The organism is Streptomyces sp. NBC_01334, from assembly GCF_035983595.1.
GTDB classification, from domain to species: domain Bacteria; phylum Actinomycetota; class Actinomycetes; order Streptomycetales; family Streptomycetaceae; genus Streptomyces; species Streptomyces coriariae.
Window position 1 is genome coordinate 480,055 of record NZ_CP130718.1, and the last position, 12,296, is coordinate 492,350.

At 70.8% G+C, this 12,296-nt stretch carries 13 protein-coding genes; 7 read left to right on the plus strand and 6 right to left on the minus strand.

What is annotated here, in order from left to right; genetic code table 11:
- The first annotated feature begins 58 nt into the window (after positions 1-58).
- From OG736_RS02165 to OG736_RS02180, 4 genes are all read left to right on the plus strand, one after another.
- Complete coding sequence (locus tag OG736_RS02165) at positions 59-496, plus strand: ATP-binding protein (protein WP_327180853.1); 438 nt, start codon at positions 59-61, stop codon at positions 494-496.
- A gap of 31 nt (positions 497-527) precedes the next feature.
- The gene (locus tag OG736_RS02170; protein ID WP_327180854.1) at positions 528-791 is read left to right on the plus strand and encodes a DUF3253 domain-containing protein; all 264 of its coding nucleotides are present in this window, start codon (positions 528-530) and stop codon (positions 789-791) included.
- A 362-nt stretch (positions 792-1,153) separates the two neighbouring features.
- The gene (locus OG736_RS02175; protein ID WP_327180855.1) at positions 1,154-1,681 is read left to right on the plus strand and encodes a SigE family RNA polymerase sigma factor; all 528 of its coding nucleotides are present in this window, start codon (positions 1,154-1,156) and stop codon (positions 1,679-1,681) included.
- 123 nt (positions 1,682-1,804) lie between these two features.
- Complete coding sequence (locus OG736_RS02180) at positions 1,805-3,004, plus strand: hypothetical protein (RefSeq protein WP_327180856.1); 1,200 nt, start codon at positions 1,805-1,807, stop codon at positions 3,002-3,004.
- Between the two features lie 88 nt (positions 3,005-3,092).
- On the opposite strand, the gene OG736_RS02185 is transcribed toward OG736_RS02180, so the two are convergent.
- Positions 3,093-3,545, minus strand: coding sequence for a nuclear transport factor 2 family protein (locus OG736_RS02185; RefSeq protein WP_327180857.1), 453 nt, complete (start codon positions 3,543-3,545; stop codon positions 3,093-3,095).
- A gap of 118 nt (positions 3,546-3,663) precedes the next feature.
- On the opposite strand from OG736_RS02185, the gene OG736_RS02190 reads away from it, so the two are divergent.
- The gene (locus OG736_RS02190; protein WP_327180858.1) at positions 3,664-4,104 is read left to right on the plus strand and encodes a MarR family winged helix-turn-helix transcriptional regulator; all 441 of its coding nucleotides are present in this window, start codon (positions 3,664-3,666) and stop codon (positions 4,102-4,104) included.
- 26 nt (positions 4,105-4,130) lie between these two features.
- Here OG736_RS02190 and OG736_RS02195 read toward each other — a convergent pair whose 3' ends face one another.
- The 3 genes from OG736_RS02195 to OG736_RS02205 form a co-directional block, all read right to left on the minus strand.
- Positions 4,131-4,517, minus strand: coding sequence for an amphi-Trp domain-containing protein (locus OG736_RS02195; protein ID WP_327180859.1), 387 nt, complete (start codon positions 4,515-4,517; stop codon positions 4,131-4,133).
- 93 nt (positions 4,518-4,610) lie between these two features.
- Positions 4,611-5,102, minus strand: coding sequence for a flavin reductase family protein (locus OG736_RS02200; protein ID WP_327180860.1), 492 nt, complete (start codon positions 5,100-5,102; stop codon positions 4,611-4,613).
- Between the two features lie 72 nt (positions 5,103-5,174).
- Positions 5,175-5,873 carry a TetR/AcrR family transcriptional regulator gene (locus OG736_RS02205; RefSeq protein ID WP_327180861.1) on the minus strand — a complete coding sequence of 233 codons (699 nt, stop codon included), beginning with the start codon at positions 5,871-5,873 and terminating at the stop codon, positions 5,175-5,177.
- 560 nt (positions 5,874-6,433) lie between these two features.
- Between OG736_RS02205 and OG736_RS02210 the strand changes: the two genes are divergently transcribed.
- Both OG736_RS02210 and OG736_RS02215 read left to right on the plus strand, forming a co-directional pair.
- The gene (locus OG736_RS02210) at positions 6,434-7,960 is read left to right on the plus strand and encodes a hypothetical protein (RefSeq protein WP_327180862.1); all 1,527 of its coding nucleotides are present in this window, start codon (positions 6,434-6,436) and stop codon (positions 7,958-7,960) included.
- A 201-nt stretch (positions 7,961-8,161) separates the two neighbouring features.
- Positions 8,162-8,965: a maleylpyruvate isomerase family mycothiol-dependent enzyme gene (locus tag OG736_RS02215; protein ID WP_327180863.1), complete on the plus strand. Its 804-nt coding sequence runs from the start codon at positions 8,162-8,164 to the stop codon at positions 8,963-8,965.
- A gap of 11 nt (positions 8,966-8,976) precedes the next feature.
- Here the strand turns inward: OG736_RS02215 and OG736_RS02220 are convergent, their stop codons facing one another.
- Entirely contained in the window at positions 8,977-10,128 is a 1,152-nt protein-coding gene (locus OG736_RS02220; protein WP_327180864.1) for a hypothetical protein, read from the minus strand.
- A 253-nt stretch (positions 10,129-10,381) separates the two neighbouring features.
- Entirely contained in the window at positions 10,382-11,872 is a 1,491-nt protein-coding gene (locus tag OG736_RS02225) for a SulP family inorganic anion transporter (protein ID WP_327187490.1), read from the minus strand.
- Positions 11,873-12,296: the final 424 nt, after the last annotated feature.

Sequence of the window (12,296 nt, forward strand, 5' to 3'; positions counted from 1 at the left end):
ACCTGGGGTTTCCGGGCACCCGGGACATGGACCCGGCTGGTCGGCCCAAGGAGAGAGAATGGCGAAGGACTCACCGTTGAAGGCTGTCGGATGGGCGCGCTCGCTCCCGGTGAGCAGCGGGGTGAAGGTCGCCAGGGAGTGGACGCGTGCGCATGTGGCCACGCTCGGCTGGTCGCGGACGGCACCGGATCTGGTGGACTCGATTCTGCTGGCGGTGTCCGAGCTGGTCACCAACGCCCACGTGCATGCCCGTAGCGCGGCGCAACTGATCCTCACCTGGGACGAGGAGTGCCTGCACGTCACCGTGCATGACGACTCGCCTCGGCTGCCCGAGCCGCGTGATCCGGGCACCAGCGCCCCCGGCGGGCGCGGTCTGCTGCTGGTCGACGCCCTCGCCGACAAATGGGAGGCCTATCCCTGCCCCCGCGGCAAGAGCGTCACCGCCTGTTTTCAAGCACCCCCGTCCGCGGCGCCCGGAGCGACCGGCTCGGGATGAGAGGCCCGGCCACCGAGAGGAGGCCCGCCCCATGACATCCGACGAGGGCGAGCGGCTCGAACGCGCCATCCTCGACCTCCTGGGACGGCGGCGGCCGGACGCGTCGGTCTGCCCGTCCGAGGTCGCCCGCTCGGTGCATCCCGGTTCGGGCGCCGGGTGGCGGCGGCTGATGGAGCCCACGCGTGCCGCGGCCCGACGGCTGTCCCGGGCGGGTCTGGTGGAGATCACTCAGGGCGGAGAGCCCGTCGACCCGACGACGGCCCGTGGTCCGATCAGGATCCGCCGGACACGCTGACGGGGTCCGCCAGAGGGCTGCGCGACGACGGGTGGCCGGAACTCCCGCTCAGGCCCTGCCGTTCCGCCAGACCCTGACCCGCCCCCATGCACATCGGCACGCCGGGCGGCAGGCAGGGGCGCCACCACCGTATCCCGAGCGACCTCGCTCCCCATGTCCCCACCTCCCTACGGCCGTCGGCGCTCCTTCCGTCCCCCGACCCTCCACCACCTCGCTCAAAACCGACCCGGGCCCCGCCCGAAACCCACTCGCCCCTCCCCTCGCACACCTCGCCGGACGCTCGCCGAACTCATCTGAAACATTTGCGCCGGTCCACCGCGTCTGTGAGGTGTAGGCCAACGGAAAGGCACCGAGGGGTGGGAATGAGAAGGTCCCGGACATCGTCCCGGACAGATGAGTTCATGGAGTTCGCCACCGGACGCGCCGGGCATCTGCTCCGCTCCGCATGCCTGCTCACCAGTGGAGACACTCACCTCGCCGAGGATCTGGTGCAGGAGACGCTCAGCCGGATGTACACCCTGTGGGGTCGGATGTCCCGGATCGACAACCCTGCGGCGTACGCCCAGACCGTTCTCGTCCGTACCTTCCTGACACACCGTCGGCGGTACTCCGCGGCCGAGCGCCCGCTGGCGGACCTGCCGGACGCCCCGGCGATCCGAAGCACGGACGACCCGGCTCTGCGGCTCGCGCTGCTCCAGGCCCTGCGGGAACTGCCGCCCAAGGACCGGGCGGTGGTGGTGCTGCGGTACTGGGAGGACCGCAGCGTGGAGGACACGGCAGACGCGATGAACGTGAGCTCCGCGGCCGTACGCACCCGCTCGACCCGGGCGCTGGCGAAACTCCGCGAACGGCTCGGGGGCAGCCTCGCCGAACTGATCACCCCGGCCTGACCACCCGGTCCGGCATCCTGCCGTTCGTTTCCCCACCGCTGCGAACATCCGGGCCGACGAGGGCCCGTCCCGTTCATCGCTCCGCACTCCCGTCCGCACCAACACAGGAACTGGTGGTTCCGTATGCCCTTCGAAGACGAACTCGGGAAGGTACTCCGCGACACGGCGGGCACCTTCACCGCCGACAGGCGGTCCCTGGCGGAAGGCAGCCTGATGCGCGGCCGCCGCAGGCTGGCCCGCCGCCGCGCCTCCGCCATGGCCGGGAGTGCGCTGGCCGTCGTTCTCGTGGCGACGGCCGGTGTCCAGCTGGGCGGCGGCCAGGACGATGACGGCAAGGTCGGCGGCCTGGCCTCCACTCCGCCACCGGAAGGTGGCTACGGACACTTCGCGGTCACCGCCGAGGACATGGAGAACATCCTCCGGAACGGCATGGACCGCTCCGGAATCGCCGTCCTGCACCCCAAGCTCCAGGCAACGGGAAGTTCCGGGGCGAGCCGACCCGCGACGGCCTCGATCGACTTCGGGGACGGCTTCAGCGCGGCGAGGGTCACGCTCTCGGTGCGCCGGGTGGAGCCGGCCGAGCAGGACCTGAGGGAGCTGATCACCTGCCCGCCCGAAGAGGATTCTCCGTACGAGGAGTGCACGACACAGCCCGACAACCGGGCCGTGAAGGGGTACACCGAGGCGGGCAAGGCGGGCGGGATCAAGAAATGGGCGGTCACGATGCTCTCGCCCAACGGGTACCTCATCGAGGTCGCCACCCACAACGTGGCGTCGACGATCAACGCTGACACGGAACCCGTGACCCGCGACCCCCGTATGAACCCCGGCAAGCTGCGCTACCTGGCCATGTTCGTCGACGGCTCGTTCACCCCCGCCGGGGAGCCCGGCTCCCTGGGGACGACCGATCCCGGCTCCCAGGCCGAGCCGGGCGACATCCTGCCCCTGCTCAAGGACCTGTTGCCCGAGCGCCTCCACGTGTCCTCGGAGGGTGGCACCGGAGCGGAGGGCCATGTCGTGGTCGTCGACTCCGAGAGCGGCAAGCGGACCTACATCGAAGCCACCCGGATCGCCGGCGACAAGGAAGTGTGGAACGAGACCCTGTCCGACGGCACCAAGGTGGGCACCCGGCAACTGCCCGGCCGGCAGCCGGGAGTCGTCCAGCTCCGGGTCGACGCACTCCGGGTGAACGGGCTGTGGATGTCCGTCTCCGCCTACAACGCTCCGAGTCCGACGTCCAAGAAGAGCGGCGCCGCCCCCTTGATCACGGCCGAAGAACTCAAGACCATCGCCACCAGCCGGTCCTGGCTGCTCGCCCGGTAGTGCCGGCACCGCGACGCGCACCCGTCGCGGTGACCAGGACGCGCGCGAGCGAGGGACCGTGACGGGGGATCGGCGGCTCGGCGGACGCTCATCTGCCGGGTTCACCCGCGCCAGGGGCCGGCACGACCCGAGGTGTCCCCTGCGTCCAGGCGAGCGTGATCCGCATGTCGCTGAACCTCCAGCCCGCCGAGGTCAGCACGGCGGTGCAGGCCGAGCGCAGGCCGCTCGTCCGGTGGGGCGGCTCGCCGTCCCGGTAGAAGTACACGAGCTGGTTCGCCGTGGCCTTCGCGCGGTCGCCGTCGACATCCACCAGCACGTCACCGTGCACGTGTTGGGTGTGCTCTCCCTCGACCTGGCTTCGCTTCAACAGGGCCGTCACTTCGTCGAGGCCGCGCAGCTCGCCGTTCGGCCCACGCACCACGATGTCGTCGTGGTAGACGGTGGCGACGTCGTCGTGTCGGCATTCGTCGAGCAGGTTGGCCAGGCGGGCGAAGAGTTCGGCGATCTCGACGCGATCGGCGGTCTGAGCGGCTGCGGACACCACATCTCCTTTGATGGCTCCCGAGGACCGTCGAGGGCCACTACGGGCTACTCCAGCATTGGTGGGACCAACACTATGGCAGAGTGTTGGCCCCACCAACACCTATAAGGTGGCCGTCATGGACGAGATCCCCGAGCGCTTGACCGTGAAGCCGAGCTGGCTGATCACCCAGCTGGCCGTGCACGCCCGCCGGCTCGTGTTCGGCGGTTTCACCGCCGCCGGGGCACGCGGATACCACTACCGCATCCTGGCGGCACTGCACGAGTTCGGGCCCGCGAGCCAGGCCGAGCTGGGCCGCCGGTGCCGCGTCGACCGCAGCGACGTCGTGGCGGCCGTCAACCAACTGGTCGAGCAGGGCTTCGTCGACCGGGCGCCGGACCCGGAGCACGGACGGCGCAACAAGGTGACCCTCACCCCGGGCGGTGTCGAGCAGCTGCACCGCATGGATCAAGTGCTGGATCAGGTACAGGACGACCTGCTCGCACCGCTGTCACCCGAGGACCGGCAGACGCTGACCCTTCTGCTCGGCCGAGTTCTCGCCCACCACGAATCACCGTGACGGCCCGCCGGCCGGTTCGGCGCGGCTCAGGGCGTCTTCGCCGCGGCCGTCTTCGTCGCGGCCGTCTTCGCGGTTCTGCTCCTGCCTGCGCCCGTGCTGCTCCGTCCGGGTTTGGCGGGCGCTCTCTTCCGACTGGTGGCCTCCTTGGTGGCCGTGGCCCCTTTGGTGGCCGTGGCCGCCCGCGGCGGTGCCGTCGGCCACTTGAACTCGAACTCCAGCTCGATCTCCCCGTCGCCGACCTCGACCTCGATCTCGGTGCGCAGGTCGTCGGGGATCCGCAGGCTCAGCGTCCCAGGACCGAACTCCAGTTCCACATCCCCGCCCTCCCGCAGCGCAGCCGCGAGGGCCGTGAGCTGGTCGGCCGCCTCCAGACGTGACAGCGAGCGCTTCTGCTCAAACTTGAGGTCCTTCATGAACGCCTCCGATCCGGCATGAACAACACATAACGCCAATTCTGGGGTCATGCACGGCATCGGACATCCGGTGCGACCGCACCCGCACGCAGGTCAGTCCACCGGGTGCCCCGGTTCGATGGTGAGGGCGTCCGCGAGCCTCAGCAGCGGACGGCCGTCGGGCGCACCCTGCGCACCGGACCTCACCGGGTCCAGGACGAAACCGACGTGGTCCCCTGCATCGATCCGCTGCTCGATCCTGCCGACGAACCACGCGGCCGCGTCCCGGAGGACTACGGCACCGCCGTGCCCCTCCGACCAGCGCGCCCGCGCGAACTTGTCCACCCGGTCGCCGGTCTCGCCCCCGAACAGGTCGGCCAGTGCGAACTGTTCGGGCGTCAGCAGATGCACGGCGAGGAACTCGGCGGCGCAGGCCACCCCATAGGTCCGGTTCACCTTCGACAGCCACACCACGAACCGCACCGGCCGCATGGAGCACTGGGAGGCGAAGCCCACGAGGCAGCCCGCCCGCTCGCCACCCGCCCCGGCCGTCACGACGCACATGTCGGGATTCAGCAGGTCGGTGAACACGTCGAAGTCCGTCATACCCCTATCCCTCCGCCGGCCGTCCGGGACGGTCATCACGCCGACCGCGCCGCCGCCCAGCCGTTCCGGTGGTCAGCTGTTCTTGCCCTGGCGGGGTGCGACGCCGCCCGCCGGGTTGGCGCGGCGCATGGCCTGATGGAGGGCGTCGTGCCCGGCCGGGTCGGGCAGGGGGCCCCGAGAGGGAGCCTCGAGGGACTGGATCATCAGGGCGACGACGCGACGCCAGGCGTCGGGGGCCGCGCCCTCGGTGGCGTTGACGACGCCGGCATTGGCCATGTGGATCAGAACCAGGTCCGAGGGGTCGAAGTCCTCGCGCAGGCGGCCCGTCGCCTTGGCACGGCCGATGAGTTCGACCATGCCCTCATATGCCTCGTTGCGGCGCCGCTCCAACCCCTTGGCAGTGGGAAAGGTCAAGGTCAGGAGGTCGGCGAAACCGTAGTCGGCGGCCTGCATCCCACACGCGGTCTGAAGGTAACCGACGAAGCCGTGCCAGGGGTCGGGGTCGTCGAGGGCCGTGGCGACCGCGTTGGCGTAGGCGTCCATCCGGTCATAGAAGACGGCGTCCACCAGTTCGCCCTTGCTCGGGAAGCGGCGGAACATGGTGGCGATCCCCACCCCCGCCTCGCGGGCCACGGAGGCCATGGAGGCGTTCAGACCGTCGCGGGCGAACACCTTGCGCGCGGCGGCGATGATGCGCTCCCGGTTGCGCTCGGCGTCGCTGCGCAGCGGTTGGGCGGCGGGGACGTCTGGGTGCTGAGCGCCAGGGGTCATGTCGACCACTCTAGCAATCGGATTGCCCTATCCATTTCTCGCGGTAACGTGTCTCCACAAAAACGGAAAGGGCTATCCGAATCCTTGCCGGAGAACCCATTCCGATGGACCGGCCGCCTCCCGGAACCGGCCCGCCGAGGCGTCCGACCCGGCGCTTTCCCCAAGGCCGCTCCGCTCTCGCCCGAGCCGTCCCAGGGCCCGCCCTCCTTCGCCGGTGCCGGATCGCGCCGCCGCGCTTCCTGCGGCGGCGCGATCCGAAGGAGGTTCCCGCCACGTCGGCGGCCTCCGACGTCCTCGAGACCACCGGTCCCACTCGACGCCGACGGTCCGCGGTCACCGCCACCACCACAGCAGGCCCTACGCGCAACTGCGGGCCAGGCCAGGACGGACGTGGCTGTGCTCGAAAGGCCACGGAGGTCTTCCCCGCAGGCTGCCCCGCAGTCCTTGAGACGGATTACCCGGCCGGTCCACGCTGATCGGTACGACGCCGACGAGACACCCCGGAACGGGGATGTGTCACGTGACCGGCACCTGAAGAGGAAACACACGGACAGACGGACATGGTGCGCAGAGCAGCAGAACAGGACCGGACGTCCGCCCATGCCGGACAGCAGCCTGCCCGGCGTTCGGCAGTACCCGCGGCACCCGGCGTGGCCGCCCGTGTCTGGGCCGACCTTTCCGGCCGAGGGCTCGCCACCCGAGCCGGCGCGGACACCATCGCCGCGCTGCAACAGAGCGCGGGCAACGCAGCGCTGAGCCGGACGGTGGGCGCCGTGGACAGCGCGCGCGGCAGCGGCCCCACCGGCTCCGCGCGCCACGTCGTCCAGCGGATCGGCACCGTTCCCGGCGGCAGTTACGCGACACACCGTGAGGAGGGCGACAGGGGCCCGCACTTCATGGAGCAGGAACAGGATGCCCGGGTGGTGGCCGGCAGCGGTGCCACCCTCGGCCCTCCTGGCGTACCGGAGCGCATCCGGTTCCCCGCCCGTGAGGTCAAACCGGCCGAAGCGGGGCTGCGCGTCGCGAACGACGGCACGCTCGCCGTGCTCGACAAGGACGAGCCGAAGGAGTTCTACGCCGTCCAGCAGGTCGTCGACAACGCCAACGCCTCCCTGGACGCTTCGGGCAGCATCGTGCGGCTCGCTCTCCAGGGCAGGAGCATCACCGTCGGCGGTCGGCGGCTCACCCGGGTACAGCCCGTGCTCGCGCAGCAGGCGCAGCAGTCGGCGAGCGAGGAGTTCGTCTCGCTGGTGCGCAGCACCTGCATCACGGTGGCCTGCAAACTGATGGGCTCCAGCCGGGACAAGACGAGCCGGGTGGTGCTGGGTGGCGGCGCCGGAGGCTTCGACATCACCCCCGGCTCCGACAGCGATCCACGCATCAGCAGCCTCGCCGGGCAGATCGCCTCCTCACCCGACGGCGGCCTGGACGTGCCCGGGGCGGTCGACGCGGCCGGGGCCAGGGACCGGGCGGCGCCGGACAACGGACGGGTGTACGGCGAGGCCGTCAGGAACGGCGGACGCGACGGGACCGCCGCCCGCCTGGGTGTCAATCAGCACGCGGCGCCCGGCGTCGGTGAGGGGTTCGCGATCTTCAGCATGGCCGCCGAGGACCAGCACGACCACTCCGTGCAGCCGCCCGCGGCCCGCGGCGACAACGTCTGGGGCTATCACTTCGCGGCTGTCGTCGCCTCCTCCCTGGACGGCAGCTGCCGGGTGACGCTGGAGAACTACGCCCGCAACGACTTCGACCGGGTCGCGCGTGAGGAGCTGTACGACACGCTCTACCAGCGGGCCAAGAAGTCCGGCGGCTGGTTCAGCACCGTCAGCGCGCTGCAGGAGACCGACGACCAGCAGGCGTTCAAGAAGAAGTTCGACGACGTGATGCGCAGGCTGTGCACGGATCCGGCCATCAAGGACATCCAAGGACTCCCGCGGCGCAGGCTCCAGGAGGACTTCGAGGATCACACCGGTCGTGCCTGGTTCTTCCGCGTCTACGGCGGCGGCCCGGGCGAGAGCTTCCACGAACAGCAGTCCGCCTCCGGCTACTTCAACAATCCGCTCACCGTGCGGGTCGCCAGACCCTGAGCGGCCCACGGGCCTACGGGCCTACGGGCCTACGGGCCTACGGGCCTACGGGCCTACGGGCCTACGGGGGCAGGGTGGACGGAGACCTGACGAACGACGCGGGCCGGTCGTCGTCGGGGGCGGCGGAACGCGCCGGAGTGAGGGACCGGCACGGTGACCGGATCCGACACGGACTCCCTGCGTGCGTCCTACGGTGTCCGAGTGAATGACGTGAGCCTCGACGCATACTGTTCCGAAATCAGCTCCCGGGCCGACGAGTTGCGCGCCGCCGTGCGGTGCGCCGAGGCAGGCCCGGCGGGCACTCCCGTTCCCACCTGTCCCGGTTGGTCCCTCACCCAGCTCGCCCGGCACGTCGGCGGCACCCACCGCTGGGCGGCGCGGATCGTCCGTACCCGGGCCACCGGGCCGGTCCCCCACGACCTGGTCGACGACGTCTTCTCCCCCGGCCCGGAGACCCCCGCCGCTCTGGACGCCTGGCTCGACGAGGGCGCCGCGGAGCTGACCGGCGCTCTGCTCGACGCCGGTCCCGACGCCCCCGTGTGGACGGTCGCCCCGAGCGGCACCGCGCGCTTCTGGGCCCGGAGGATGACCCACGAGACGACCCTGCACGCCGCCGACGCCGCCTTCGTCACGGACGCCTCCTTCGTCGTGCGCGAGGACCTGGCCCGGGACGCCCTGGACGAGTGGATGGGCTTCGGGTCACTGCCCCGGGTCCTGGAGGCCGCCGGGCCGGACGCCCCGCCGCTCACCGGCCCGGGCCGCACGCTGCACCTGCACGCGACCGACGTCCGTCAGGCCGAGTGGCTGGTGGACCTCACGGGTGAGCCGATCACCTGGAGCCACGCCCACCAGAAGGCCGCGGTGGCGGTACGCGCCCCGCTCACCGACCTCGTGCTGCTGCTGTACGGGCGCCGCACCCCGGCCGACCCGTCCGTCGAGGTGTACGGGGACGCCGCCCTGCTGACCCTGTGGCTGGAACGATCCGGCTTCTGGCTCCGCAAGTAGGCCCCCTCACTTCACCGGCTCACTTCACTGGCCTGCTTCACCGGGGGACTCGCCGGTGTCCCGGCCCCGGCCAGCCTCAGTGTCACCAGGGCCGCCGATCCCGCCAGGATGCCGAAGGTGAGGGCGGCCGGGATGCCGGTGCCGAGCTTCGAGAACAGGTACACGGGACCCCACACGTCGACGGTGTCGTCGATCGCCATGTGCAGCACCTGGCTCGCCAGCAGTCCCCACACCGTTGCGCAGACCGCGCCCACCACCGTCGCGGGGGCCGTGGTCCGGGTCAGCAGGCCGGGCAGCAGCCGCAGCGCCCACCACACCACGACCAGCATGAGCACGTCGACGGCTCGGTACAGCAGCCAGTCGCCGAGCGGTCCGGTCGCCGGGCCCGTCCACGCGCCGAGCAGCAGCCACTGACGCAGCAGGTCGCCGGGCTCGGAGAGCAGGCCTCCGCCGCCGAAGGACGTCTGGATCCAGGCCGCCACCGACTGGTACGAGAGGATCACCAGCGACAGCGCGACCACCGCGGTCCCGACACTCGCGGCCAGGCGGGCGGCGCGCGGCAGCACACTCTGCCGGGGCTGTGGCTCAGCGCCCTTGATGGTGACACGCGCGACGAGCACCGTGGCCAGGGCGGTCAACAGCCCCGCGAACACCGTGACCGGCCCGCTCGACGCGATCACGCCCGCCAGCTGGGGCAGGAACCGGTAGCTGCCGTGGCCCCGGGACGCGATCAGCCATGGCGCGGAGACCGTCACGGCCAGGGTCGCGGCCACGGGAGCCCAGGCCCACACCGCGAGCAGCGTGGCGGGTGTGCGGCCCTGCGTCGGCGGAATCCTGTGGACCAGGAGCAGCGCGCCGGCCAGGAAGAACACGAAGAGCGTCACGAACCTGATCTGCATGGCGGTGCCGTACAGATCGCTGTACCGGGTGTCTCCGGTCGAGGCCGTGTCTCCGCCCGCGGCGCCGTCCGACAGCGACCCCGTCGGCAGGTCGTACGACCAGGGTGCGAGCCATCGCCGGAGTTCGGTCACGGACTGGATGTCGAAGACGCTGGTGGTGCCGCGCAGTTGGAGTGCCTGCATGCTCGCCCCCGCCCACCACAGCAACAGCGTGATCAGCAGGCCTCCGACCAGTGCCGGTATCACCGCGCGCCGATATGTCATGGTGCCTTCCCCCGTCTTGATCCTCTGTCGGTGGTTGTGTCAACCAGCTGAAGAGTAGGGGGTGATGATCGGTTGCGGCATGTGCCTCGTGCCGCCGGTCTCGGCCCGTACGGCGGCTGATGCCCAGGTGGCCGCGGTTCGGCCGGCCGTACGCGCGGCCGGCGGCGGGCGGGCACGCAGTCGGCGGCAGCCGTGCATACGGAGGCCGCTCCCGGTCGGCGCGGGACCGGGGGCGGCCGGAGGGGGAATTCGGTCAGTGTCCGGCTGACAATTCGCCGCTGAGCTTTGCGTGGAGGTGAGCGCTGGGTTCGTTGAGGCCGGTGATCTCCACGGTCTTGCCGCGCTGGGCGTACCTGGTCTCGACGGTGTCCAGGGCGGCGACGGAGGAGGCGTCCCAGATGTGGGCGCCGGACAGGTCGATGACGACCCGGTCGGGGTCGGTGGCGTAGTCGAACCGGCCGACGAGGTCGTTGGAGGAGGCGAAGAACAGCTCGCCGGTCACCCGGTAGACGACGGTGGTGCGGTCGGGGTCCGTGACGGCGGTGACCTCGGCGATGTGGGCGACGCGCTTGGCGAAGACGGCCATGGCGGTGATCGAGCCGACGACGACGCCGATGGCGAGGTTGTGGGTGGCGACCACGCAGGCGACGGTGATCACCATGACGGCGATCTCCCCGGCGGGCATCCGCTTGAGCGTCTTCGGGGCGACGGAGTGCCAGTCGAACGTCGCGAACGACACCATGACCATCACGGCGACCAGGGCGGCCATGGGGATGTCGGAGACGATCGGTCCGAACACGATGCACCACACCATCAGGAACGCGCCGGCCAGGAACGTGGACAGGCGGGTACGGGCGCCCGACACCTTCACGTTGATCATCGTCTGGCCGATCATGGCGCAGCCGCCCATGCCGCCGAAGAAGCCGGTGACGATGTTGGCGATGCCCTGGCCGATGGACTCGCGGGTCTTGGAGGAGTGGGTTTCGGTGATGTCGTCGACGAGCTTGGCCGTCATCAGCGACTCCATCAGGCCGACCAGCGCCATCGCGAAGGCGTACGGCGCGATCGTCGTCAGCGTGTCCAGGGTGAACGGGACGTCCGGCAGGCCCGGCACCGGCAGCGAGGACGGCAGTTCGCCCTTGTCGCCCACCGTCGGCACGGCGATCCCGGCAGCCAGTGTGACGACGGTCAGGACGGCGATCGACACCAGCGGGGCCGGGACGACGCTGGTGACCTTCGGGAAGAACACCATCAGCGCCAACCCGGCCGCGATCAGCGGATACACCGGCCACGGCACGCCGCTCATCTCCGGCACCTGCGCCATGAAGATGAGGATGGCGAGGGAGTTGACGAAGCCGACCATCACCGAGCGGGGCACGAAGCGCATCAGCTTCGCCACCCCGAGCGCGCCCAGGATCACCTGGAAGACACCGGCCAGGATGACCGCGGCGACGAGGTAGCCGAGGCCGTGCTCGCGGTTGAGGGGCGCGATGACGAGGGCGACGGCACCGGTGGCGGCGGAGATCATCGCCCGTCGGCCGCCGACGACGGCGATGGTGACGGCCATGGTGAAGGAGGCGAACAGTCCGATCGCGGGGTCGACCCCGGCGATGACGGAGAAGGAGATCGCCTCGGGGATCAGCGCGAGTGCCACCACCAGGCCGCCCAGCACCTCGGTGCGCCAGACCTTCGGGTCACGTATCCAGTCGGGCTTGAGGCCGTTCAGCCGTGCGGCGGAGGACAGTACGGAAGAGGACAACGAAACAGCTACCTGTCGTGCTCGGGCACCTCCCTGGGGGCAGGGCGGGGCGCGTGGAGGACGGTGCGGAGGCCGGGCGGGCTCCGCGCTCGGCCCGCTGGAGGGCCGGAAGTCGAAAGCAGCGCCGACGGGCACGCGCGAGCGGGCGTCGGGCCTCTGATCGGGCAGGACTCTGATCAGGGGCGAAGGGTGACGGCCGAAGGGTCACGGCGGACAGGCGGCGGCTCCGGACACCATGGACTCGCGCACGCGCCTCTCCCGCAGGACTCTGAATTCTTCGCCGGGGGCGCCATCGGCCCCGACACGGCAGCGGCCGGACCTGGAGGCCCGCACCGCGCACGAGGGAGAACGGCTTCAGCCTGACCCTCACCGAGGGCAACTCTACCCTGACGTTAGAGTAGGGATCGGC

What these genes read in the sequence shown, in the direction of transcription:
- OG736_RS02165 (WP_327180853.1), top strand. Translation starts at nt 59, where the DNA reads ATGGCGAAGGACTCACCGTTGAAGGCTGTCGGATGGGCGCGCTCGCTC.
- OG736_RS02170 (WP_327180854.1), top strand. Translation starts at nt 528, where the DNA reads ATGACATCCGACGAGGGCGAGCGGCTCGAACGCGCCATCCTCGACCTC.
- OG736_RS02175 (WP_327180855.1), top strand. Translation starts at nt 1,154, where the DNA reads ATGAGAAGGTCCCGGACATCGTCCCGGACAGATGAGTTCATGGAGTTC.
- OG736_RS02180 (WP_327180856.1), top strand. Translation starts at nt 1,805, where the DNA reads ATGCCCTTCGAAGACGAACTCGGGAAGGTACTCCGCGACACGGCGGGC.
- OG736_RS02190 (WP_327180858.1), top strand. Translation starts at nt 3,664, where the DNA reads ATGGACGAGATCCCCGAGCGCTTGACCGTGAAGCCGAGCTGGCTGATC.
- OG736_RS02195 (WP_327180859.1), bottom strand. Translation starts at nt 4,517, where the DNA reads ATGAAGGACCTCAAGTTTGAGCAGAAGCGCTCGCTGTCACGTCTGGAG.
- OG736_RS02200 (WP_327180860.1), bottom strand. Translation starts at nt 5,102, where the DNA reads ATGACGGACTTCGACGTGTTCACCGACCTGCTGAATCCCGACATGTGC.
- OG736_RS02205 (WP_327180861.1), bottom strand. Translation starts at nt 5,873, where the DNA reads ATGACCCCTGGCGCTCAGCACCCAGACGTCCCCGCCGCCCAACCGCTG.
- OG736_RS02210 (WP_327180862.1), top strand. Translation starts at nt 6,434, where the DNA reads ATGGTGCGCAGAGCAGCAGAACAGGACCGGACGTCCGCCCATGCCGGA.
- OG736_RS02220 (WP_327180864.1), bottom strand. Translation starts at nt 10,128, where the DNA reads ATGACATATCGGCGCGCGGTGATACCGGCACTGGTCGGAGGCCTGCTG.